The 22454-nt window shown below is 29.2% G+C and carries 28 protein-coding genes; 10 read left to right on the forward strand and 18 right to left on the reverse strand.

The window, feature by feature from the left end:
• Nucleotide 1: 1 nt before the first annotated feature.
• Genes ABXT65_RS04490 through ABXT65_RS04505 form a run of 4 tightly spaced genes read left to right on the forward strand, consistent with a single transcriptional unit; the run spans nucleotide 2 to nucleotide 2210 of the window.
• Nucleotides 2–271 (forward strand): molybdopterin biosynthesis protein MoeD, encoded by a 270-nt coding sequence (locus ABXT65_RS04490; RefSeq protein WP_415322544.1) that lies wholly within the window; start codon nucleotides 2–4, stop codon nucleotides 269–271.
• Nucleotides 271–723, forward strand: coding sequence for a molybdopterin synthase catalytic subunit (locus tag ABXT65_RS04495; RefSeq protein ID WP_415322546.1), 453 nt, complete (start codon nucleotides 271–273; stop codon nucleotides 721–723). The genes ABXT65_RS04490 and ABXT65_RS04495 overlap by 1 nt, the downstream gene beginning before the upstream one ends.
• The gene (msrP, locus tag ABXT65_RS04500) at nucleotides 710–1615 is read left to right on the forward strand and encodes a protein-methionine-sulfoxide reductase catalytic subunit MsrP (RefSeq protein WP_415322548.1); all 906 of its coding nucleotides are present in this window, start codon (nucleotides 710–712) and stop codon (nucleotides 1613–1615) included. The genes ABXT65_RS04495 and msrP overlap by 14 nt, the downstream gene beginning before the upstream one ends.
• Before the next feature lie 25 nt (nucleotides 1616–1640).
• Nucleotides 1641–2210, forward strand: a complete 570-nt coding sequence (locus ABXT65_RS04505) for a sulfite oxidase heme-binding subunit YedZ (protein WP_415322550.1) — start codon at nucleotides 1641–1643, stop codon at nucleotides 2208–2210.
• On the opposite strand, the gene ABXT65_RS04510 is transcribed toward ABXT65_RS04505, so the two are convergent.
• From ABXT65_RS04510 to ABXT65_RS04525, 4 genes are all read right to left on the reverse strand, one after another.
• Entirely contained in the window at nucleotides 2207–2554 is a 348-nt protein-coding gene (locus ABXT65_RS04510; protein ID WP_415278681.1) for a DUF779 domain-containing protein, read from the reverse strand. The two genes, ABXT65_RS04505 and ABXT65_RS04510, sit on opposite strands and share 4 nt — an antisense overlap.
• Nucleotides 2555–2600: 46 nt before the next feature.
• Nucleotides 2601–4151: an aldehyde dehydrogenase family protein gene (locus ABXT65_RS04515; protein WP_415324204.1), complete on the reverse strand. Its 1551-nt coding sequence runs from the start codon at nucleotides 4149–4151 to the stop codon at nucleotides 2601–2603.
• Between the two features lie 303 nt (nucleotides 4152–4454).
• Nucleotides 4455–5423: a hypothetical protein gene (locus ABXT65_RS04520; RefSeq protein WP_415322552.1), complete on the reverse strand. Its 969-nt coding sequence runs from the start codon at nucleotides 5421–5423 to the stop codon at nucleotides 4455–4457.
• Nucleotides 5410–5952, reverse strand: a complete 543-nt coding sequence (locus tag ABXT65_RS04525; protein ID WP_415322554.1) for a hypothetical protein — start codon at nucleotides 5950–5952, stop codon at nucleotides 5410–5412. Before ABXT65_RS04525 ends, ABXT65_RS04520 begins: the two co-directional genes overlap by 14 nt.
• 362 nt (nucleotides 5953–6314) lie before the next feature.
• Here ABXT65_RS04525 and ABXT65_RS04530 point away from each other — a divergent pair, with 362 nt between their 5' ends.
• The gene (locus tag ABXT65_RS04530; RefSeq protein WP_415322556.1) at nucleotides 6315–6560 is read left to right on the forward strand and encodes a DUF1244 domain-containing protein; all 246 of its coding nucleotides are present in this window, start codon (nucleotides 6315–6317) and stop codon (nucleotides 6558–6560) included.
• On the opposite strand, the gene ABXT65_RS04535 is transcribed toward ABXT65_RS04530, so the two are convergent.
• A complete protein-coding gene (locus ABXT65_RS04535) occupies nucleotides 6561–7061 on the reverse strand; it encodes a molybdenum cofactor synthesis domain-containing protein (protein WP_415322558.1) in 501 nt (166 codons plus the stop codon).
• Nucleotides 7062–7079: 18 nt separating this feature from the next.
• Between ABXT65_RS04535 and ABXT65_RS04540 the strand changes: the two genes are divergently transcribed.
• Nucleotides 7080–7826: a sulfite exporter TauE/SafE family protein gene (locus tag ABXT65_RS04540; RefSeq protein ID WP_415322560.1), complete on the forward strand. Its 747-nt coding sequence runs from the start codon at nucleotides 7080–7082 to the stop codon at nucleotides 7824–7826.
• Between the two features lie 29 nt (nucleotides 7827–7855).
• Entirely contained in the window at nucleotides 7856–8446 is a 591-nt protein-coding gene (locus ABXT65_RS04545) for a 2OG-Fe(II) oxygenase family protein (protein WP_415322562.1), read from the forward strand.
• 17 nt (nucleotides 8447–8463) lie between these two features.
• On the opposite strand, the gene ABXT65_RS04550 is transcribed toward ABXT65_RS04545, so the two are convergent.
• Both ABXT65_RS04550 and ABXT65_RS04555 read right to left on the reverse strand, forming a co-directional pair.
• Nucleotides 8464–9351, reverse strand: coding sequence for a DMT family transporter (locus ABXT65_RS04550; RefSeq protein WP_415322564.1), 888 nt, complete (start codon nucleotides 9349–9351; stop codon nucleotides 8464–8466).
• The gene (locus ABXT65_RS04555) at nucleotides 9348–9827 is read right to left on the reverse strand and encodes a YbaK/EbsC family protein (RefSeq protein WP_415322566.1); all 480 of its coding nucleotides are present in this window, start codon (nucleotides 9825–9827) and stop codon (nucleotides 9348–9350) included. Before ABXT65_RS04555 ends, ABXT65_RS04550 begins: the two co-directional genes overlap by 4 nt.
• Before the next feature lie 146 nt (nucleotides 9828–9973).
• Here ABXT65_RS04555 and glnA point away from each other — a divergent pair, with 146 nt between their 5' ends.
• Nucleotides 9974–11380 (forward strand): type I glutamate--ammonia ligase, encoded by a 1407-nt coding sequence (glnA, locus tag ABXT65_RS04560; RefSeq protein ID WP_415322568.1) that lies wholly within the window; start codon nucleotides 9974–9976, stop codon nucleotides 11378–11380.
• Between the two features lie 6 nt (nucleotides 11381–11386).
• Here glnA and ABXT65_RS04565 read toward each other — a convergent pair whose 3' ends face one another.
• From ABXT65_RS04565 to ABXT65_RS04605, 9 genes are read right to left on the reverse strand one after another with little or no spacing between them, the layout of a single operon-like run.
• A complete protein-coding gene (locus ABXT65_RS04565; RefSeq protein ID WP_415322570.1) occupies nucleotides 11387–11557 on the reverse strand; it encodes a hypothetical protein in 171 nt (56 codons plus the stop codon).
• A 58-nt stretch (nucleotides 11558–11615) separates the two neighbouring features.
• A complete protein-coding gene (locus tag ABXT65_RS04570; RefSeq protein ID WP_415290954.1) occupies nucleotides 11616–11948 on the reverse strand; it encodes a HesB/IscA family protein in 333 nt (110 codons plus the stop codon).
• Nucleotides 11948–12244 carry an iron-sulfur cluster assembly protein gene (locus ABXT65_RS04575; protein ID WP_415322572.1) on the reverse strand — a complete coding sequence of 99 codons (297 nt, stop codon included), beginning with the start codon at nucleotides 12242–12244 and terminating at the stop codon, nucleotides 11948–11950. The genes ABXT65_RS04570 and ABXT65_RS04575 overlap by 1 nt, the downstream gene beginning before the upstream one ends.
• A gap of 8 nt (nucleotides 12245–12252) precedes the next feature.
• Complete coding sequence (sufU, locus tag ABXT65_RS04580) at nucleotides 12253–12717, reverse strand: Fe-S cluster assembly sulfur transfer protein SufU (protein ID WP_415322573.1); 465 nt, start codon at nucleotides 12715–12717, stop codon at nucleotides 12253–12255.
• Nucleotides 12717–13934, reverse strand: a complete 1218-nt coding sequence (locus tag ABXT65_RS04585; protein WP_415322575.1) for an aminotransferase class V-fold PLP-dependent enzyme — start codon at nucleotides 13932–13934, stop codon at nucleotides 12717–12719. Before ABXT65_RS04585 ends, sufU begins: the two co-directional genes overlap by 1 nt.
• On the reverse strand, nucleotides 13931–15175 hold the full coding sequence (gene sufD, locus ABXT65_RS04590) for a Fe-S cluster assembly protein SufD (protein WP_415324205.1): 1245 nt from the start codon (nucleotides 15173–15175) through the stop codon (nucleotides 13931–13933). Before sufD ends, ABXT65_RS04585 begins: the two co-directional genes overlap by 4 nt.
• On the reverse strand, nucleotides 15176–15910 hold the full coding sequence (gene sufC, locus ABXT65_RS04595) for a Fe-S cluster assembly ATPase SufC (protein WP_415322577.1): 735 nt from the start codon (nucleotides 15908–15910) through the stop codon (nucleotides 15176–15178).
• The gene (sufB, locus tag ABXT65_RS04600) at nucleotides 15911–17353 is read right to left on the reverse strand and encodes a Fe-S cluster assembly protein SufB (RefSeq protein WP_415322579.1); all 1443 of its coding nucleotides are present in this window, start codon (nucleotides 17351–17353) and stop codon (nucleotides 15911–15913) included.
• Between the two features lies 1 nt (nucleotide 17354).
• A complete protein-coding gene (locus tag ABXT65_RS04605; RefSeq protein ID WP_415322581.1) occupies nucleotides 17355–17780 on the reverse strand; it encodes an RrF2 family transcriptional regulator in 426 nt (141 codons plus the stop codon).
• A gap of 149 nt (nucleotides 17781–17929) precedes the next feature.
• Between ABXT65_RS04605 and ABXT65_RS04610 the strand changes: the two genes are divergently transcribed.
• Entirely contained in the window at nucleotides 17930–18574 is a 645-nt protein-coding gene (locus ABXT65_RS04610) for an alpha/beta hydrolase (protein WP_415324206.1), read from the forward strand.
• Nucleotides 18575–18576: 2 nt separating this feature from the next.
• Here ABXT65_RS04610 and ABXT65_RS04615 read toward each other — a convergent pair whose 3' ends face one another.
• Nucleotides 18577–19704, reverse strand: a complete 1128-nt coding sequence (locus ABXT65_RS04615) for an anhydro-N-acetylmuramic acid kinase (protein ID WP_415322582.1) — start codon at nucleotides 19702–19704, stop codon at nucleotides 18577–18579.
• Nucleotides 19705–19748: 44 nt separating this feature from the next.
• Between ABXT65_RS04615 and tyrS the strand changes: the two genes are divergently transcribed.
• Entirely contained in the window at nucleotides 19749–20978 is a 1230-nt protein-coding gene (tyrS, locus tag ABXT65_RS04620) for a tyrosine--tRNA ligase (RefSeq protein WP_415322584.1), read from the forward strand.
• On the opposite strand, the gene ABXT65_RS04625 is transcribed toward tyrS, so the two are convergent.
• Nucleotides 20975–22444 carry a hypothetical protein gene (locus tag ABXT65_RS04625; protein ID WP_415322586.1) on the reverse strand — a complete coding sequence of 490 codons (1470 nt, stop codon included), beginning with the start codon at nucleotides 22442–22444 and terminating at the stop codon, nucleotides 20975–20977. The two genes, tyrS and ABXT65_RS04625, sit on opposite strands and share 4 nt — an antisense overlap.
• Between the last annotated feature and the right edge of the window lie 10 nt (nucleotides 22445–22454).

Raw genomic sequence — 22454 nt, forward strand, 5'->3', positions numbered from 1 at the left:
CATGAAAATTAAGCTTGAACTATTTGGAGCAAGTAAAGATTTTAGTAATAAAGAATTCTTAGAATTTGACATTAAACAAAAGATTGAAATTAAAGATTTTAGGAAAGAAGTAATTAATTACTTAGATAAAAACTTTAAGGGTAATGAGAATTTTATTAAAATTGTAAAAAACTCTGTTTTTTGCTCGGAAGATAATAATATTGTTAGTGATGACTTTAAGATTATAAAAGATCAAAAAATTGGAATAATACCTCCAATAGGCGGTGGTTGATGCTACATACAAAAATTATAGATATTGAAAAAAATAAAATAAAAACTTCTGTAGCAGAGGCATTTGTAAGATCTTCCTCATATGGTGCATCAATTATTTTTAATGGCACAGTCAGAAACGTTAATGAAAATAAAGAAGTTGTTGGAATCACTTATGACAGTCATGACGAACTAGTATTAAAAAGCTTTAATGAAATTTATAAAGAAACCACTGAAAAGCTAAAAATTATTGATAAAGCAGTATTTATAGAACATATTAAAGGTTATGTGGAGCTTGGCGAAACTAGTATTATTATTGCAGTTGCTTGCAAACACAGAGATGAAGCCTATGTAGTATCTAGATATATTATTGAAGAAATTAAAAAAAGATCTCCTATATGGAAAAAAGAACATTATAAAAATGAACAAAGTGAGTGGCTAAAAGGTAATCCTATTAAAAATGAAAAAATATAAATATTCAGAAATAACACCTGAACAAATATACAATAAAAGAAGAAAGTTTATTAAATCTATTGGCTTAGGTGTGGGTTCATTATCCTTAAGTAGTATACCGTTTTTAAACAATGCTTACTCACAAAATAAAACTGAGCTAACCTCATATAAGGATATCATGACTTATAACAACTATTATGAGTTTGGAACTGGAAAAGGTGACCCTTTCAAAAATTCACAAGAATTTGTTACTAAACCGTGGAGTGTTACTATTGAAGGTGAGGTAGACAATCCAATTACACTTTCAGCTGAAGAAATAATTTCTTTATTTCCTTCTGAAGAAAGAATTTACAAACTTAGGTGTGTTGAGGGTTGGTCCATGGTTATTCCTTGGATGGGGTTTTCTCTAAATAAGTTACTTAGTAAAGTATCTATTAAAAATACTGCAAAATTTGTCGAATTTGAAAGTGTTTATGACCCTGAACAAATGAAAGGCCAGAGATATCCAGTTTTAAATTGGCCCTATAGAGAAGGATTAAGAATTGACGAAGCTATGCATCCTATAACAACAGTTGTTACTGGGCTTTATGGTAAGGCATTGCCTAACCAAAATGGAGCTCCATTGAGAATTTTTATTCCATGGAAATATGGTTTTAAAAGTGCAAAAGCAATTGTTAAAATAAAATTAGTTAAAAAAATGCCTACCTCATCTTGGATGAGATCGTCCCCAAGAGAATATGGGTTTTACTCAAATGTTAACCCAAATGTTTCACATCCTAGATGGTCACAAGCAACAGAACGTGTCATAGGTGAGGGTATTTTATCTCCCAGAATTGAAACTGAAATGTTTAATGGGTACGGTGATGAAGTTGCAAATTTATATTCAGGTATGGATTTAAAGAAAAACTTTTAAATACATAAAATTATTTTTATAAAAAATGCATAAATATATAAAAATACCAATTTTCTTTTTATCTTTACTGCCAATACTAATTATTTTTTATCAAATTACCTTTAACCAGTTAGGTCCTGAACCTGTAAAAGAAATTACACATGTAACTGGTAATTGGACTCTTCGTTTTATTATAATAACTCTTGCAATGACTCCTTTACAAAAATTTACTAGATTAAATTTTTGGATTAGCTATAGGAGAATGTTTGGTTTGTTTGTCTTTTTTTATGCATCAGCGCATATGATGACATATGTGGGAATAGATTATCGCTTTGATTGGTCTAGTATTAGTGATGATATTGTTAAAAAAAAATTTATATTTGCTGGATTTTTAGCTTGGCTTTTATTAGTGCCACTTGCTCTTACTTCATCTAAACGAATGATGAGGTTGTTAAGAGATAAATGGAAAAAACTACACAAACTTATTTATATAATTTCTTTATTAGGAATTACTCACTACTTGTGGTTAGTCAAAGTAGTTACGGCAGAGCCTTTAATTTATCTTATTATTATAGTAATTTTACTTACGCTAAGAATTAGAATGAGATTTAATTAATTGGATTGACTTTTTTCAGGTACACAAATTTCTGACCTTGTTAGAAATCTTCTTCCAGTACCATTATCTAGAGAGAACATTCCACCCATTCCTTTAATGCAATCAATAATTAAATCTGTATTTTTCCAGGCTGTGTGCTGAGTTTCACTTATGTAGAAAGGGATACCTCCAATTTTTCCAACTAATACATCGTCATCACTTATTAAAAATTCTTTAACAGGATAACACATTGGAGCACTGCCATCACAACAACCACCTGATTGATGAAATAAAAGCTCTTCACCATGATCTTTCTTTAAATCTTCAATTAATTCTAATGCTAAATTTGTTGCTGATACTTTCATAGTTTTATATGGCCCGTTTATTTTACGGGCCAGAATAATATATCTGTTAAAAGAAACCTAATTTTTTCTCACTATAAGACACGTGTAAGTTCTTCACTTGTCTATAATGATTAAGCATCATTTTATGAGTTTCTCTACCGATTCCAGATTGCTTGTAACCTCCAAAAGCAGCATGAGCTGGATAAGCATGGTAGCAGTTTGTCCAAACTCTTCCTGCCTGGATACCTCTTCCCATTCTATAAGCAACATTCCCATTTCTAGTCCAAACACCAGCACCTAAACCATAAAGAGTGTCATTAGCAATTTCTAATGCATGAGCTTCATCTTTAAATTTAGTAACTGATACAACTGGACCAAAAATTTCTTCTTGAAATATTCTCATAGAGTTATCCCCTTCAAAAATAGTAGGTTGGATATAATTGCCTTTTTCCAGTCCACTGTTTAAGTTGGCAACTTCACCTCCACATAGAACTTTAGCGCCCTCTTTCTTCCCTAAGTCTAGGTAAGATTTTATTTTTTCCATTTGCTCCAATGATACTTGCGCACCAATCATGGTTTCCATTTTTAAAGGGTTGTCTTGGACGATGGCTTTTGTTCTAGCAATTGCTCTTTCCATAAATTTATCATAGATAGATTCTTGAACTAATACTCTACTAGGACAAGTACAAACTTCACCCTGATTGAGAGCAAACATTGTGAAACCTTCAAGACATTTATCAAAGAAGTCGTCATCTTGATCCATGACATCTTCAAAGAAAACATTTGGAGATTTTCCACCTAATTCTAAAGTTATTGGAATTAAGTTTTGCGCCGCGTACTGCATGATCAAACGTCCAGTTGTAGTCTCACCTGTAAAAGCAATCTTTCTAATTCTTTTAGATGACGCTAAAGGTTTCCCAGCTTCCAAACCAAATCCACTTACAACATTAAGAACTCCAGGAGGTAATAGATCTCCAATTAATTCCATTAAAAGCAAGATAGATGCTGGTGTTTGTTCAGCTGGTTTTAAGATTACACAATTTCCCGCAGCCAAAGCTGGTGCAAGTTTCCATGTTGCCATTAATAATGGGAAGTTCCAAGGTATAATTTGTGCAACTACACCAAGTGGCTCAGGGATATGATAAGAATATTCACTATTACTTATCTCAGAAACTGAACCTTCTTCTGCTCTAATAACTCCAGCAAAATATCTCCAATGATCAACAACTAACGGTAAATCTGCAGCCATACATTCTCTAATTGGTTTACCATTATCCAAACATTCAGCAGTTGCTAGTAAGTTTAGATTTTTTTCAATAACATCTGCTATCTTAAGCAGTATATTTGATCTTTCAGTTATTGATGTAACTCCCCACGCAGGAAATGCAGCGTGCGCAGCATCTAATGCAGCCTCAACATCTTTTGCATCTGATCTTGGGACTTCACATATAACCTCATTATTAATTGGGCTTACGTTGCCAAAATATTTTCCTGATTTTGGTTCAACGAATTTCCCTCCTATAAAATTTCCATACTTTTTCTTAAATGGAAATGGAACTTTTAAGTGAGACGTATCCAGTAATGGAGACTGTCCACCTTTTACAGTTTCAGTGCTCATATTTTCTCTCTCTCTATTTTTATTATTATTATTATTATTTATGTTATTTTTTTTAATTGGCTTTTTTAACTTTTTTTTTGTCGCAGTCTTTTTTGCTGCTTTAATCTTCTTTTTTTTTATTGATGATTGTTTAACCAAATTAATTTTTGATTTTTTTTTGGTTTTACTTTTGGACTTCTTAGCTAATTTTTTTTTTATGATAGCCATATACAAATTTAACCAAGTATTGATGTAAATATCTATTAATTAAATAATAAATTTTCTACTTAAGATTGAATACAGCCCCACATGCTCTATTAGTGTCTAGTTTTTCTTATTATGGTCTATCTCAAAGTCCTCTAATTTTGAGATTAGCTTTTCTTTTATTTTTTGATCCTCATATTCATTTGGTTTATTTATATCAAATTTTAATCTTTCCTCTTTTTTTTCTAATTTTAACCTCTCGTTATATTTATCTAACCATTTGTTAATTTTTGGTGTTTCCTTTTCTTTTATTTTGAGTTGCTCTAATTTGAATGCTTCTTTTTCTTCTTTTAATTTTAACTCCTGATCAAATTTAACTTCCCACTCTTTGATTCTTTGGTTTTCAAGTTCTATTTTTTTTTGATTTTTTTGATCATTTATTTTTTTCTGTTCAATTTCTTTTTGTTTTAATATTTTTTCTCTTAATTCGAGTTCTTGCTGTTTTAGCTCTAGTTTTTCTTCTTTTGTTTTTATTTCATCATTTTTTGTTGACTGTTCTTTGTATTTTGATTCAAGATCTTGCTGTTTTAATTCTAGTTTTTGTTCTTTTATTTTTATCTCATCATCTTTTGTTGATTGTTCTTTTCCCCATAGATTTAATTCTTTTTCTCTTAATCCTATTTCCTTTTCTTTTAATACTATCTCTTTTTCTCTTAATATTTTTTCTTGTTCATTTAATTGTAATTCCTCTTGCCTTAATTTTATTTTTTGTTCTTTAGTTTTTATTTGATAATTTTTTATTGATTGTTCCTTGTTTTTTGATTCTAATTCTCTATCTCTTAATTTTAACTCATGTTCTTTTGCTTTTATCTCATCATCTCTTTTTGATTGTTCTTTTATTTTTAATTCTGTTTTTTTTTGTTCTTTTTTAACTTGCTCTTCTCTAAGCTTTAATTCATTTTTTTCTTCAACCTTTTTTTTCTTTTTATAATTTTTATAAACTTTATTTATCGACCGCGATGTAAAATTTGTTATTTTTTTAAAACCCAATTTAAGGTCATTGGGTATTTTTTGGTTATTTTTTTTCATCTTTATTTTGCTCCTCTTGTGTTTGAGCTTTTTGTCTTTGCTCTTGTCTTTTTTCTTCTTTTCTTTGCTCTTGTATTTGTGTTTGTCTTTGTGCTTCTTGTCTTTGTGTTTGTCTTTGCTCTTCTTGTCTTTGTGCTTCTTGTCTTTGTGTTTGTCTTTGCTCTTCTTGTCTTTGCTCTTCTTGTCTTTGTGTTTGTCTTTGCTCTTCTTGTCTTTGCTCTTCTTGTCTTTGTGTTTGTCTTTGCTCTTCTTGTCTTTGCTCTTCTTGTCTTTGCTCTTCTTGTATTTGTGCTTCTTGTCTTTGTGTTTGTCTTTGTGCTTCTTGTCTTTGTGTTTGTCTTTGCTCTTCTTGTCTTTGCTCTTCTTGTCTTTGCTCTTCTTGTCTTTGTGTTTGTCTTTGTGCTTCTTGTCTTTGTGCTTCTTGTCTTTGTGCTTCTTGTCTTTGTGCTTCTTGTCTTTGTGTTTGTCTTTGCTCTTCTTGTCTTTGTGCTTCGTGTATTTCTTGTATTAAATTTTCTTGTCTCTGCATTTCGCTCTTACTTGGTATTCTTTTTTTAACATTCTTGATTTTATTTTTTTTTATTTTTTTTTTATTAACTGTTTTTTTTATTTTCTTTTTTTTTTTTAATTATTTTGATTTTTTTTTTTATTGCAGTCTTTTTTGCTGCTTTAATCTTCTTTTTTTTTATTGATGATTGTTTAACCAAATTAATTTTAGATTTTTTTTTGGTTTTACTTTTGGACTTCTTAGGTATTTTTTTTTTTTTTCACATATTAATTTCATCAAATTTACTAGAATAAGAATATAGACACACTGACTAAAATGGGTGCAACTTATGATTGATATAACTACATCTTGTGCTTAATTAAAATGTGTCTAATAATTTTATTATGAATGAAGATAAAAAAATAGAATTGCAGTCAGCAACATTTGAAAGATTACTTCAGCATTTGGATAAAAGAAAAGATGTTCAAAATATTGACATTATGAATCTTGCTGGTTTTTGCAGAAACTGTTTATCAAAATGGTATCGAGAAGAAGCAGAAAAAAAAGGTATTGAAATTTCAGATCTAGATGCACGTGAACATATATATGGTATGCCTTATCCAGAGTGGAAAGAAAAATATCAAAAATAATTATTTTTCCTTAAGTCTTGGAAATAGTTCTACAAAATTACAGGGTTTGTGATTTATATCTAACTGATGTTTTAAAATTCCATCCCAAGCATCAGTGACCCCACCTGAAGAACCCGGTAGAGCAAATACATATTTGCCATTAGCTAAAATTGCACAAGCTCTAGATTGAATAGCAGAAGTGCCGACTGTCTTTAAACTAATTGTTCTAAACACTTCTCCAAAACCTGGGATATGCTTGTCAGCAATCTCATTCACTGCCTCCGGTGTAATATCTCGACCCGTAAGTCCAGTGCCACCAGTTGTAATTACAACGTCTATTTTAGATTGATTAATCCAATCTTTAAGGATTATAATAATGTCTTCTTTGTTATCTTTGCAAATTTTTCTATCTATTAATTTATGTTTAGCCTCCTCTATTTTTTTTACTAAGATCGCACCTGACTTATCATTCTCATAAGTTCTAGTGTCTGTAACTGTTAAAAGTGCTATATTTACAATCATAAATTTAAAATAATTATTATGATTATATTATCATTTTTATTTCTTCTAACAGCAACTTTATATTCAAGTGTTGGATTTGGGGGTGGCTCCACCTATCTAGCTCTTCTATTAATTTGGGATGTTCCTTACTTGATCTTTCCTGTAATTGCCCTCTTTTGTAATATTATTGTCGTATCAGGAAATTGTATTAACTATATTAAAGCTGGGAATATCAATCTTAAGATACTTACCCCATACTTAATATCATCTGTTCCACTTGCATTCATAGGTGGATCTTTATCGATAGATAAAGAGGTTTTTGAAATTTTACTTTTTGTTGTCTTGGCATTAGCAGGAGCTCTACTTCTCATAAAATTTCAATCTTTTGATCAAAAAATTGAAGTTTATAAAAAGATACCAATAATATTATCACTATTAATTGGTGCATCTATTGGATTTGTGTCTGGTATGGTTGGAATTGGTGGTGGTATTTTTTTAAGCCCTATATTGTTATTAATTAGAGTGGACAAAGCAAAAAATATTGCAACAGCAGCATCGTTATTTATACTAATTAATTCTTTATCAGGACTTGCTGGTCAATTTACAAAAACATCAACAATAAATGGGATTTATGATTATTGGCCGTTATTTCTATTTGTTTTATTAGGCGGTCAATTAGGAAATTTTTTGAATCTTAAAATTTTTCCTGCAAGAATATTAGCTCTAGTAACATCGGCACTTGTCATATTTGTCGCTATTCAAATGGGACTGAAGTTGTTTGCATAAAACAAGTATTAAATTATTATAGATAAAATATGAAAACATTTAGAGCTTTTGGACCAACTATAGGAAAAAGTAAGTTATCTAAAAAAATTATTACTATATTAAATAATCACATTGATAAGTCTCAATTATCTAAAGAAAATGATTATAGCTCTAAACTGGCAAGTCAAATTAAAAATGAAATCAGGATACCTAAAACATTAGTTAATAAAAGTTTGTCTAAAGAGTTAATAAATAATATCAAAATTTATCTTGATAAGTCTGATGTAAAAAAAATTAAAGAAATTAGAATAATTAATCTATGGGTAGTTAGGCAATTAAAAAATGAATATAATCCTATTCATTATCATGAGGGACAATTGTCAGGAGTTGGCTATCTTAGAATCCCAAAAAATATGAATCAAAATAAACTTGTTAAAAATAAAAAGTTTAAAACTAATGGAACTATTGATTTTATTAATGGGCAAACACACTTTTTGAGTAAAAGTATCTATAATTTAAACCCTAAATTAGGGGATCTATTGATTTTTCCAAATTATTTGATGCATACTGCATACCCATTTAACGTAGATGGTGAGAGAAGATCTTTTTCTTTTAACGCTAAAATATTATTTAAGAAATAATTTACTAATCACTAAACTTAAATAGTCTTTTTATTTCCTGCTTTTTTTACAAAATAAAGCCCAACTAAAACTGCTAATAGTGAAGTTAAAACTTTATCAGTAATTAATTCATCTAAAAATATATAACTTAATATAATTCCAAAAATAGGTATTAAATAAGAAACTTGAGACTGAAATATTAGTCCATTATTCTTTAAAATTCTAAATCTAAGAAGCCATGCTAAACCTGTTGATACTAAACCAAGATAAACTACAGAAATACTTGGCATTATTGAGGGTGTAGTTTCCCAAGGTTTTTCTATAAAAGAAACTAAGGGTATCAAAATTATTATAGCCCAGATTAATATTGAGCCTGTTACATTCTCATTTTTTTTATCACTGATTTTAAGAGTTAAAACTCCACCTATGACATAACAAGTTGACCCAAGTAAAATCATTAATGCAGAGAAAAAATTATTATCATTAATTAAAAAATTGTCTGAAAATAAATAAACTATTCCTGAAAAACCAATTAATATTCCAAATGTTTTAATAAAGTCAAATTTTTCATTTTTAGTAAAAAAATGTCCTAATACAGTTGAGCTTAATGGTGTAGTTGACATTAATATTGCTGCTAAGTTACTTTGAACCGATTTTACACCGTAGGCAATTAAAAAAAATGGTAGTACTAAATTTACAAATCCAATTATAGCAAACCAATACCAATCTTTTGAAAAAGCTTCTATTTTAATTTTTTTATAAAAACATAATAATAGTACTGGAATTGATCCAAAAAAAACTCTTAAGAAAGCAATTGTAATAGGACCAAAGGATTCTGTTGCAATTTTTATATTAAAAAAAGCTGAAGCCCATATTAAAGATAAAATTACTAATAAAGTATAATCAATTAATTTAGGCTGTCTCATTCAATTATATCTTCAATTTTCCCATTTGTAATTTTTTGAATATCTTTAAAATTAATCTTAAAAACGCAGTTTGGATGTCCCGCTGCGGAAAACAGTTCATTAAACCTTTCTAAAGATTTATCTATAAAAATTTCTAGCTTATTTAGATGACCTACTGGTGAAACACCACCTATTGTATAGCCAGTTTGAGTTTTAACTTCTTCTGGAGAAGCCATAGAAATATCTTTTATATTCTTAATTTTTTTTAATTTATTTAATGAGCATCTCTTGTCACCTGCCACTAAACACAAGGTAAAATTATCCCCAGTTTTAAATAATAAGCTCTTAACAATTGCACCCACATCACAAGCTAAAGCTATTGCCGCATCTTTTGCTGTTCTGGCTGAATTCTCAAGTACGATAACTTCCAAAGATTGGTCAAAACCTTTAAGAAATTTTTCCACTCTTTTAACTGGTTCTTTGTCTAATAAGCTCATATTTCAACTAACAATTGATTGCTAATTTAGCAAATAATGTTGTAATTCATATGTAAAAAACGCATAGGTGATATTTATTAATCAAGCAATATTATTTTAAAAAGATTTGTTAATAATGAGCTACAAAATTTAAAAAGGGAGAAACTATGACTGCTAGTAATGTATTAAAATTTATTAAAGATAAAGAAGTTGAATTTATTGATTTAAGATTTACTGACCCTAGAGGAAAACTTCAACATTTAACCATGGACCATACGATTGTTGACGAAGAAATGCTTAATGAGGGTGTATTTTTTGACGGTTCATCCATAGCTGGGTGGAAGGCTATCAACGAGTTAGATATGATTTTAAAACCTGATACATCAAGACTTGTTATGGATCCTTTTACCTCTCATAATACTTTAATACTTTTTTGTGACATTTTAGATGCTGTTAAAAAATCTCCTTATGAAAGAGACCCAAGAGGAACGGCGAAAAAAGCAGAAGAGTATTTAAAAAAATCTGGAATTGGTGATAAGGCATTTTTTGGTCCAGAACCCGAATTTTTTGTTTTTGACGATGTTAGAATTAATAATGATCCAAATAATACTGGTTTTATAATAGACAGCAAAGAAGGTCCTTATAATTCTGGAACCATATATGCCAATGGAAATATGGGTCATAGACCTCCAGTAAAAGGTGGATACTTTCCAGTTCCTCCAGTTGATAGCGAACAAGATATGAGAGGTGAATATTTAAAAAGTTTAAAAGAAGTTGGTGTTAAAGTTGAAAAACATCACCATGAAGTTGCTCCAAGTCAACATGAGCTAGGTATGGTTTTTGGAACTTTAGTTGAAACAGCAGATAATGTTCAGCTTTATAAATATGTGGTTCAAATGGTTTCTCATTCATTCGGAAAAACAGCAACGTTTATGCCTAAACCTGTTGCTGGTGACAATGGTTCTGGAATGCATATTCATCAATCAATTTGGAAAAATGATAAGCCCGTTTTTTCTGGTGAAGCTTATGCCGGATTATCAGAGATAGCATTGCATTATATTGGTGGTATTTTAAAACATGCAAAAGCTATTAATGCTTTTTCAAACTCTACAACAAATAGTTATAAAAGATTAATACCAGGATTTGAAGCACCTGTACTGTTGGCTTACTCTGCAAGAAATAGATCTGCATCTTGTAGAATACCGATTAGTTTAAATAAAAATGGTGCTAGATGTGAGATAAGATTTCCTGATGCATCAGGAAACCCTTACTTAACTTTTGCTGCTATGCTTATGGCTGGTTTAGATGGTATTAAAAATAAAATTCATCCAGGTGAATCTTTTGATAAAGATCTTTATGACTTACCTCCTGAAGAGGTTAGAAATATCCCAACTGTTTGTGGCTCCCTAAGAGAAGCTATGGAAAGTTTAGATAAGGATAGAGATTTTTTAACTGAAGGTGGTGTATTTACGGATGATCAAATTGATGCTTACATTGCATTAAAATTTGAAGAGATACATAGATTTGAACACGCACCTCATCCTGTTGAATTTGAGATGTATTACAGTAGCTAAGATTTATTACTGTCTAGTTGTTGCGATTTTATCTTTGTTAATCCCTTTTTTAACAACGTAATCCTGCGTGCCATTAGCACCAGTATTTACTTCTGTTCGAAGGGTCTTGAAGAATGTTCTTTCTTTTAATGACTTTTCGAGATTTTTAACAAGATTTTTAAATTCAAACTTATTCATACCCAATTAGTATATTAGATATGCATAATTTGCAATACTGCTATGCGTATTGGTTGTACTATACTTTGAAGGACTCTCCACAACCACAACGCTCGGATTCATTGGGATTATTAAATACAAAAGATGAAGAAAACTCTTCTTTTTTATAGTCCATTTCAGTTCCAAGTAGATACATAACAGCTGCCGCATCAACAAAAACCTTTACACCTTTGTCTTCTATAATTTCATCTGATGGATTAATTTCTTTAGCATACTCCATTACATATGACATGCCTGCACAACCACCTGATTTAACCGCAACTCTAACACCGATAGAGCTTGATTCAATTCCTGACATAATTTCTTTAATACGGCTTGCAGCATTATCACTTAATTTAATTATAGGATTCATTATAAATTTAACTCCAATTTAGCAGCTTCAGACATCATTGATTTTTCCCAGGGTGGTTCAAAAACTAAATCAAGATCAACTTCCTCAATACCTTCAACTTGCATGGCGCTATCTTTAACTTCTTTAGGTAAGCTTTCGGCAACAGGACAATTGGGTGTAGTTAAAGTCATTATAATTTTAGCCTTAGATTCTTTCACCTTAACATCATAGATTAAACCTAATTCATAAATATTAACCGGTATTTCCGGATCATAAATTTTTCTAATTTCTGCTATTACTTGCTCTCTTAAATCCATAATTTTATCTAGTTTTCAGTATTGATTTCTTCTTGAGTTTTGTCAATTGCAGAAATTAAAGTGTGCCATGATAAAGTTGCACATTTTACCCTCATTGGATATTGTTTTACACCAGATAAGCACATTAATTTAGTTTTTTCATCTTCCTGCAGATTTTTTGATTTTAATTCAGGGTTTTCTTTAATCATGCCCAGGAAATCATTTACAATATCTTTGACTTGAGCTTCTTCTTTTCCCTTCATTAAATCAGTCATGATTGATGCTGATGCCATTGAAATTGCACAGCCACTTCCCTCAAATGAAACATCTTCAACTTTTTTGTCTTCATTCAATTTTAGAAATATATGAACATTGTCGCCACATAGAGGGTTGTTACCTTTTGCATCTTTGTTAAAATTTTCTGTCTTTCTTAGATTGCGTGGATTTTTTCCATGTTCTAAAATAATTTCTTGATAAAGTTCTTTAATATTCATTATAAATTAAAAATTTTTTTACAGTTATTTATTGAGCTATTAAGTTGGTCTAAGTCTTCCTTTGTATTATAAACACCTAAAGAAGCACGTGCGCTTGCTGAAATTCCTAATTTATCATGTAAGATTTGACAGCAGTGATGTCCAGCTCTTATAGCAACACCATCTTCATCTAGTATAGTCGCTATGTCGTGCGGATGTACACCTTCAATTGTAAAGGATAAAACTGCAGCTCTATTTTTAGGATTACCTATTAGCTTAACAGAATTATTTCTTTTTAAGATTTCTTGTCCATATACAATTAATTCTTGTTCGTGTTTAATCATGCTTTCTATTCCAACTTTTTCTAGGAATTTAATAGATTGATCGAAAGCAATAACTTGTGCTGTCGCCATTGTTCCAGCCTCATACTTGTTTGGCAAATCACCGTATGTAATGCTGTCTTTTTTAACGTCATTAATCATACCACCACCACCTTGATAAGGGGGTAATTGCTCTAACCATTTTTTTTTAGCATAAAGCACTCCAAGACCAGTTGGTCCATACATTTTATGACATGAAATAGCATAAAAATCACAGTCAATATCTTGCATATCAAGCTTTAAGTGAGGTGCACCCTGACAACCATCAACTAAAACTGCAATACCTTTTGAATGAGCTAATTCTGTTATTTCTTTAACAGGTAGAACGGCTCCAGTCACATTAGATAAATGAGTAATAGCTATTAATTTTGTTTTTGAGTTTATTTTTTTTTCAATACTTTCAAGAGTAATTTCACCATCATCATTAATTTCTGCAAATTCAATTTTAATTCCTTTTGATTGTCTTAAAAAGTGCCATGGGACATAATTGGAGTGGTGCTCAAGTTCAGTTATAAGAATTTCATCTCCTTGTTCTAAATACTTTTGTCCAAAAGTATTAGCAACGAGATTAATTGCTTCAGTAGCACCTTTAGTAAATACAATTTCATTTTTATCTTTAGCGTTAATATATTTTTGAACAGAAGATCGTGTATTTTCATAAAGATTAGTTGCTGCCACAGCTAAGTAATGAACACTCCTGCCTGTATTTGAGAATTCATTAGTATAAAATTCATTTACTCTATCAATTACAGATTGTGGTTTTTGTGATGAATTAGCACTATCAAGGTAGACAAGATCATTATTATGAATCTTGTTACTAAATATTGGAAATTCTTTTTTTATATTAGATATGCTCATTCTGTAATTCCTATCATGTCTTTAATTAAATCTTTAATTTCTGAGTCTGTAATTTTTTCAACTGCGTCTAATAGAAAACCATTAATTAATAATTCTTTTGATTGTTGCTGACTCAAACCACGAGACATCAAATAAAATATTGCATCCTCATCTAAATTTCCAGATGTCGCTCCATGAGAGCACTTTACGTCATCAGCATAAATTTCAAGTTCTGGTTTTCCATCAAATTCAGTATTCTCATTTAATAATATAGCTTTACTAAGTTGATACCCATTTGTTTTTTGGGCTTTTGAATCAACATAAATTTTACCTTGATAAATACCTTTTGCATTGTCATTTAAAACACTTTTTATTAATTGATAGCTTTTTGTATTTTCAGCTAAATGATTAATATTAGTTTTAATTTCATGATGTTGTGAATTTGTTAAATTTATTATTCCATTAATAAATGCTGAACTATACTCATCATTTAAATTACAATTAATTTCATTTTTTATGAATTTAGACCCAGTCGAAAAGATAAAATTTTCCGATATACTATTTTTCTCTAAATTAATATTATTATAGGAGTATTTAATATTAGAATTTTTTTTATGATCAATTTTATAATTTTTAAGAATAGCCTCTTGTGCAATATCAAAATTTTGAACTGTATTTATAAAATTATTTTCTGAATTATCATCAAACAAATTTATAAGTTTCAAACTGCTATTTTTTTCAAGAACAATATCTGTTTTCAAATTGATCGCTGTTGACTTAAGTTCTTTGGTCGTAATATTGTATATAATTAAAGGCTTATTCAATGAATAGCTCTCTTTAACCGTTACTCCAATATAGCTAGCAATAAGAGCATTATTCAATGAAACTAATGGGTTAACTTCTTTAGAATTTTTATTTTGATTTAAATCGCTTGTTATCAAAACTTTGGAGTCATCTTCAAAGCTAAAATCAACTTTAGAAATTACTCCATTAAGAAAAATTATCTTATTGTGTGCAAATTTATCAATAAAGATACTTTCATCAATCTCGTCTAGTTCTAAGTCATTATGGAAACGTAAATTTTTAATATTAGAAGAAATTATCTGATTCAAATCTGAAAATTTCCAATCTTCCACTCTTTTGTTTGGAAAACCATTCACCATAAATTGATTAAAGTTTTTTTTTCTAGAATCTATACTTTCCTCTGAAAGTTTTAAACCTTCAATCACTCTATCAAAATCTATTTTTAGTTGCTCCATAATCTAACTTAAACTTTCGTATCCTTTATTTTCAAGTTCTAACGCAAGTTCAGACCCACCAGACTTAACTATTTGTCCATTAATTAAAACATGTACAAAGTCAGGTTTTATATAGTCTAGTAGTCTTTGATAATGAGTAATAATTAAGAAAGAACTGTCTTTACTTCTTAATGCATTAACACCTTCTGATACAGTTTTTAAGGCATCGATATCAAGACCAGAGTCCGTTTCATCTAGTATCGATAGTTTTGGGTTTAATATCGACATTTGTAAAATTTCATTCTTCTTTTTTTCACCACCAGAAAATCCTACATTTAATTGTCTACTTAGAATTTTTTCATCAAACTTTAACTCTACTGCTTTTTGTTTAACTAATTTTAAAAATTCAATTGCATCTAATTCTTTTTCACCTTTTGCTTTCTTGATTGCATTTAAAGATGTCTTCAAAAAAATGTTTGTATTTACACCTGGAATTTCTAACGGGTATTGAAATGCTAAGAATATTCCTTTATGTGCTCTTTCTTCAATTTCTAAATCTAATAAGTTTTCATTTAAATATTTAATTTCACCACTTACTATGTAGCCTTTTTTCCCTGAAAGGACGTTAGAGAGTGTGCTTTTACCAGATCCATTTGGACCCATAATCGCATGAACTTCTCCTGGTTTAATATCTAGGTTTAAACCTTTTAATATTTCTTTATTGTCTATTTTTGCTTTAAGATTTTTAATTTGTAACATTTATCCAACACTCCCTTCTAAGCTTATTCCAACTAATTTTTGTGCTTCTACTGCAAACTCCATTGGTAGTTGCTGCAATACTTCCTTGCAAAAACCATTAACTATTAAGCTAACAGCTTCTTCTTGATTTAAGCCTCTTTGATTACAATAAAACAATTGTTCATCACTAATTTTTGAAGTTGTCGCCTCATGTTCTATATTTGAACTTGAATTTTTATTTTTAATATAAGGTACAGTGTGTGCTCCACACTTGTTTCCCATTAACAAAGAGTCACATTGTGTAAAATTCCTAGCGTTATCAGCCTTTCTTGCGATATCCACTAAGCCTCGATAAGTATTATCTGCAAAACCAGCTGATATACCTTTTGAAATTATTTTACTTTTTGTATTTTTTCCAAGGTGAATCATCTTGGTGCCAGTGTCTGCTTTTTGATGATTGTTAGTTATTGCGATAGAATAAAATTCTCCAACAGAATTATCTCCTTTTAAAATACAGCTTGGATATTTCCAGGTAATTGCAGATCCAGTTTCTACTTGTGTCCATGAAATTTTTGAATTTTTTCCCTTACATAAGCCTCTCTTGGTAACAAAATTATAAATTCCACCTTTTCCATCTTTATCACCAGGGTACCAATTTTGTACTGTCGAATATTTAATTTCAGCATCATCTAGTGCAATCAATTCTACATTTGCAGCATGTAATTGATTTTCATCTCTCATTGGTGCTGTGCAACCTTCCAAATAACTAACATAACTTCCTTTATCTGCAATAATTAATGTTCTTTCAAATTGACCTGTCTCTGTAGCATTAATTCTAAAATATGTTGAAAGTTCCATTGGACATCTAATGCCTTCTGGAATGTAAACAAATGAACCATCTGTAAATACTGCAGAGTTTAATGTTGCAAAGTAATGATCTGATAATGGAATTACTGAACCAAGATATTTTTTTACAAGTTCAGGATGTTCTTGAATTGCTTCAGACATTGAGCAAAAAATTATTCCTTTTTTATTTAGTTCGCCTTTAAAAGTTGTGGCAACTGAAACTGAATCAAATACAGCATCTACAGCTATACCATTTAATCTTGCTTGTTCTTGCAATGGTATTCCTAGTTTTTTATATGTCTCAAGTAATTTTGGATCCAACTCGTCTAAACTTTTAGGCTTATCATCCATACTTTTTGGTGCAGAGTAATAATAAAGATCTTGATAATCTATTTTGGGATATTTTGGTTTTTGCCAATTTGGCTCTTTTAATTGTTTTAGCCTCTCAAAAGCTTTTAGTCTCCAATCCAACATCCATTTTGGTTCTTTCTTGATATTCGAAATAAATTTAATAACTTTCTCATTTAACCCTTTAGGAGCTCTTGTATTTTCAATATCAGTTGAAAAACCATATTTGTAATCTTTTAATTTTTCTATTTCTTTTTCTCTAGCGTCCATTTTAATTTCTACTTTCTGATGTGTTACTTATAAGATCTTCTAAATTTTTTTTTTCAAAGAAATAATTGATGTGTACTTCTAGTTCGTCCCATAAGTTGTGAGTAATGCATTTTGATGTTTTGCTATTACATCCTTTTTTTGATTCTTTTTTACATTGAACAGTTTTAACCTCTTCATCTACAGCATTAAGTATATTTGCTAGCTTAATTTCAACAGGTTCTTTATTTAGTATGTATCCGCCATTGCTACCTCTAATGCTTTTGACTATGTTGTGTTTTTTTAGCTTTGAAAATATCTGTTCTAGAAAATCTATTGATATACTTTGTCTTAAAGATATATCTCTTAGAGATACCGGATTGACACTATTAAACTGAGCTAAATCAGCTAATGCCATTACTGCATATCTGCCTTTTGACGTTAATTTCATATTTACCCTTGTTTGTAGGGGTTTTTTATACATACCTGACTAAATTAGTCAAGTATACATTACTTAAAAAAGTTAACATATTGTCGCTTAGTTATGATAGATGTAATTTTTTTTGAGAACAATAATCAATAACACTTATGGATAACAAAATTGTAGAAGTTTTTATACCTGGACCTGCCGGAAGAATGGAAGCCAAGTATTATAAGAGTAATAAGATTACATCACCAATAGCCTTAGTATTGCAACCTCATCCTCAGTATGGCGGAACAATGAATAATAAAGTTGTTGTAGATACATTTCATACATTTATGGAAAATGAATTTTCAGTTTGTAGAGTAAATTTTAGAGGTGTTGGAAAAAGTGATGGTGAGTTTGATAACGGTCAAGGTGAATTAGCTGATGCAGCGGCAGCGTTAGACTGGCTAGAGAGAGAAAATTTTGATAATTCTCAATGTTGGGTTTCAGGATTTTCTTTTGGATCTTTAATAGCCATGCAGCTACTTATGAGAAGACCAGAAATAAATAGGTTTATTGCTATATCTCCACAACCGAATGTATATGATTTTTCATTTTTGTCACCTTGTCCCACATCAGGCTTAATGATTTATGGAAAAAAAGATGAGTTAGTTCCACAAGAACATATTGCTGATCTAGATAAAAGATTAAGTGCTCAAAAAGGTATTAAGGTTGATTTTCAAGCAATAAATGATGCTAATCATTTTTTTACTAAAACAGAAGATGTCTTAGTAAAAAGTTTAGACAAATATATTAAAAAAGAATCTGCTTTATTTTAGTCTTAATAATTTTTGACTAAAATTCCACCTATACAAGGGTTTTGTACATTGGTAGTTTTGGGATATGAAATTTCTTTTTTAAGCATTGATCTAATTGCAAGATAAGCAAAAGCCTGGGACTCGATAAAATCTCCATCAATTTTGTAATCATCGATTACTTTTAAAAAAATATTTTTTGGTAATCTTTTTCTAATACTCTTTATTAAAGATAAATTTTTTCTTCCACCTCCACATACCATTATTAATAATTTTTCATTTTCTTTAATTTTGATTGATCTCAAAATTGATTGATAAATTATTATCGCAGTAAAATCTACTAATGTTGATAAGCCATCCTCATATGAAAGACCTTTCACAAAACTTAAATCAAAATCTTTTATATCAAATGAAAGTTTTTTTTGATTACTTATATTATCGAAATTATCAATCGCCTGATTTAGAATAACCTCACTTGTTTTTCCAATACTTGAGGATTCTCCATTTACATCATATTTCATTTTCGTGTGCCTTCTGACCCATTCATCTAAGAGACAATTACCTGGACCTACATCAAAACTTTTTAAATCTTCATTATTTTTTGAGATAACAAGAGTAATATTTGCAATACCTCCTACATTTAAAACACAAACTGGTTTCTCAATTTGATTCTGATTTACAAGTAAGTTGTGAAAGATTGGGGCTAATGGAGCTCCTTGTCCTCCGTTAAGAATGTCATTTTCTCTAAAATTATAGACTACGTCTTTTTTTAAAAGACTTGATAATAAATTACCATCTCCAATTTGTTTTGATATTTTTTCCTGAATATTATGAAAAATTGTTTGGCCATGAAAACCGACTAGATCTACATCTATTCCTGAATGCTTTATAATTTCTTTACTAATTTTGGCGTGAAATAATGTAATTTTTCTCTCAAGCTCTCTAATTTGATAAGAATTAGATGTTAGATCTTTTATTAAATTTATCTTATCCCTTAGATTTAGTAAGTCTGAATAAATTACCTCATCATACTCAAAATATTTGTCAAATATGGGCTCATAGTTATTTTCACCGTCAGATCTAATAACTGATGCATCAACCCCATCCATAGATGTGCCGCTCATTAACCCTAAAGAAGTATAAAATTTTTCCATTCTTATTTTTTAAGTAAATATTGTATATTGTAGATAACATATTTATGAATAAATTTTTAAAAGAATTTAAAGATCGAGGTTTCTTTTACCAGTGTACTGGAGAAGAAAATTTGTCTCAATTATTAGAAAAAGAAAAAATTCGAGCTTACATAGGTTTTGATTGTACTGCTGAAAGTCTTCATGTTGGTAGTTTGCTTCAAATTATGTGTCTTAGATTGTTACAAAAACATGGTCACCAACCAATAGTTTTATTGGGAGGTGGTACTACTAGAATAGGTGACCCCTCTGGAAAAGATAAAACTAGAAAAATTTTATCTGAAGAAGAAATTGAAAAGAATATAAATAATATTGAAAAAATTCTAAAAAATTTTTTAAATAATGAAGACCCAAAAACAAAGCCTATATTTGTTAATAATTATACTTGGCTTAAAAATTTAAATTATATCTCTTTTCTAAGAGATATAGGAAAACATTTTACGATCAATAAAATGTTGAGTTTTGATAGTGTTAAAATTAGGTTAGAAAGAGAACAATCATTAAGTTATATGGAATTTAACTATATGATTTTACAAGCTTATGATTTTTTAGAATTAAATAAAAAAGAAAACTGTATGCTTCAAATTGGTGGATCAGATCAATGGGGTAATATCATTAATGGAGTTGACCTTATAAAAAGATACTCAAATAATCATGTTTATGGTTTAACAACACCTCTTATTACATTGGCATCAGGTGCAAAAATGGGAAAAACCGAATCTGGAGCTGTATGGCTAGATAAAAAATTTCTTTCGGCATATGACTACTGGCAATTTTGGAGAAATATTGATGATCGAGATGTACTAAAGTTTTTAAAGATTTTTACAGATATTAATATTAATGAAATTGAAAATATAAAAAATGATGATATCAATGAACTGAAAATTTTACTTGCTAATAAAGCTACATCTATGTTGCATGGTGAAGATGAAGCAAGAAAATGTGAAGAAACAGCACAACAAACATTTTCTGGAAATTCATTAAGTAACAACTTGCCGGCCATTCAAATTAACAAACAAATGTTAGATGATAATATAAACATTCTAGATTTAGTAATTTTATCTAAATTAGAAAAATCTAAAAGTGAAATTCGAAGATTAATCAAAGGAAATGGAATTAAAATAAATAGTCAGGCTATTTCTGATGAAAAGTTTTTAATTACAGCAAATCTATTCAAAGATAATTTAATTAAGCTTTCTCTTGGTAAAAAAAAACATATTAAAGTTGAATTAATTTAGTTCTTTTTAATTTTTTCTAGTGTTCTTGTTATAAATCTAGGTGTTAAAGTTTTAATTGGATTTACTGTTGTGGATAGATTTTTTAGAGGTCCTTTTATTTTAAAACTTACACCAAAAACACCTTCACCAGTTTTTTCTCCTATTAATATTTTACCCAGTACTGGAATTGAGGCTATGGATCTATTTATGGTTGTTGCAGGAACTAATGTTCCACTCAAGCTAACCAATTTTTTTGGTTCAATATACCCATCCATTAATATAGATATGGCAGGCCCAATTGCATACATTTCTTCAATCTTGGTAAGACCTTTTTGACTTGAATATCGCATTTCAAAATCAGTAAATCTTATTCCTTCGCCAGTTAAAAGATCTGCAATCCCCTGAAGAGATGCTAGACTTAAAAGTTTAGCAAAAACAGGCACTTTTTTAACTTTAAAATTATCAATAACCAATACAGAATCAGAAACACCATCTTTTTTTATAGAATAAAAATCTAGATAACCTTCTTCAAATCCTTTTATAAAATCGTATCTTTTAATCAAAGGTTTTGGATAGTTTGAAAAGAATTTTGTGATAGTTTCTTTTTGCTTATTAGTTTCAATGTATAAATTCATTTTTTTGTTGTTGGAAAAAGTAGATGCAAGGTTTAATTTACTTAATTTATTTTCTTTAAAAGTAAAGTTTCCAAATAAATTTTTTGTGTAGTCATTTTTATTTATATAAGTTGTGTCTATTTTAATATCAAACTTAGAATTAAAATTTTCAAAAACTGTAGAACTTTCATCATTATCCATAATATTATTAATGAACTGAGTTGCATCAAAACTTTTTCCTTTTATGGAAAAATTAAGTTTATTTTTCTTTAATTCTACTTTATTAAGAAGGTCATTTTTATTTCTATAATCAAGCTTAACATAATCTAAATCTTTAATCTTAAAGTTTTTACTTAACCACAAGTTTTTAAATAAAATTTGATTATTTTTTTCTTTTATAGAAATAGTTTGAAATATTAATTCTTTATTTTTTTTATAAGTACCTTTTAATAAAATATCCGAACCATCTCCCTTTTTCTTTTTGTAATCTAAAAAACTTATTATTAATGGATTGTTTTTAATATTAAGCTTTGTATCAAATGCTATTTTTCCATCATTATTAGTAATGCTGTAAGATAATTGATCAAGTTCACTTCCAATGTAGATATCCCCCTCTCCTTTAATATCCAATATATCCTTTGTTAGTTTAATTTTAATCTTATGGTCTTCAAACTTAACTTGTCCAGTATAATTAGGTAAAAAAGTTTTTAAATTAAGAGGGTTTTTAACTATTTTAAAATTTTTTAGGTTTAAATTTGTTTCAAGTTTTAAATCATTTAATTTTAAATTTTTGTTTATGTTAAAAGAAAAGGTATTTATAGAGTTGAAATCAATCTTTTCTGCCTCAATAGTACTCAGTAAGTCACCAAGCATAGGTTTTAGT

The sequence above is a fragment of the Candidatus Pelagibacter sp. Uisw_127 genome (assembly GCF_047722515.1).
Lineage (GTDB): Bacteria > Pseudomonadota > Alphaproteobacteria > Pelagibacterales > Pelagibacteraceae > Pelagibacter.